Genomic DNA, 1,175 nt, shown 5'->3' with positions numbered 1-1,175 from the left:
TCGAAAGGAAGTCTGGCGATGTCGGTTGTCGAGGGTGCGCGGGTTGATGCGGGTGCGGGGGAGGTGCTGCCGGCCCGTTTGGACGGGCGTTTGCGGTTGGTGCTTGTGGTGCTGCTGGTGGCGCAGTTCATGCTGGCGGTGGATTTCTCGATTCTGAATGTGGCGTTGCCGGTGATCGGTGACGGGCTCGGTTTCTCGTTGTCGAACCTGCAGTGGATCGCGACGTCGTTCGCGTTGTGTGCTGCGGGTTTCACGTTGTTGTTCGGGCGGGTCGCGGACCTGTTCGGGCGTCGGCGGTTGTTCCTGGTGGGTCTGGCGGTGCTGGGCCTGTCGTCGTTGGTGGGTGGTCTGGCGACGTCGCCGGAGATGCTGATCGTGGCGCGGGTGTTCCAGGGTCTTGCGACGGCTGCGGTGACGCCTGCGGGTCTGTCGCTGCTGACGACGTCGTTTCCTGAGGGGCCGCTGCGTGAGAAGGCGCTGGGTCTGAACGGCGCTTTGATGTCGGCGGGGTTCACGACGGGGGCGATCCTGGGTGGTGTGCTGACGGATCTGCTGTCGTGGCGGTGGGCGTTCTTCATCAACGTGCCGGTGGCTCTTGCGGTGTTGTTCATCGCTCCGGTGGTGATCAAGGAGTCCCGTCCGGAGGTGCGTCCGAAGCTGGACGTGCCGGGGGCGACGGCGGTGACGCTGGGTCTGCTGGCTCTGATTTATGGGCTGACGCAGGCGGGTGAGCACGGTTGGGGTGCGCCGTCGGCGCTGGGTTGGCTGGCTGCTGGTGTGGTGCTGCTGATCGCTTTCTATGTCATCGAGTCGAAGTCGACCGCTGCGCTGGTGCCGGTTTCGGTGTTGAAGAAGAAGACGGTGGCGTGGGGGAACATCGCGGGTCTGATCGCGTTCCTGACGGAGACCAGTCTGGTGTTCCTGATGACGCTGTATCTGCAGGAGGTGCTGGACTTCTCGCCGCTGACGGCTGGTCTGTCGTTCGGTGTGCTGGGTGTGGGCACGGTGATCGGTGGTTCGGTCGCTCCGCGGGTGATCGGTGCGGTGGGTACGCGTTCGACGCTGATCATCGGCGGTGTGCTGCAGGCGGTGGCGACGCTGAGCCTGGTGGCTCTGGGTGAGACGTCGGCGTCGATGTGGCTGCTGCTGGTCGCGACGTTCGCGGGTGGTGTCGG

The 1,175-nt window shown here is 65.2% G+C and carries 1 protein-coding gene; it reads left to right on the top strand.

The window, feature by feature from the left end; all coding sequences use genetic code 11:
- Positions 1-18 precede the first annotated feature (18 nt).
- The coding region (locus IH80_RS0138365; protein ID WP_037882386.1) for an MFS transporter at positions 19-1,175 on the top strand (1,157 nt) is incomplete at its 3' end.

This window comes from Streptomyces sp. NRRL S-378, from assembly GCF_000720645.1.
Classification (GTDB): Bacteria; Actinomycetota; Actinomycetes; order Streptomycetales; family Streptomycetaceae; genus Streptomyces.
The sequence above is the reverse complement of the archived record's forward strand: the minus strand, read 5'-3'. Positions and strand labels throughout refer to the sequence as shown.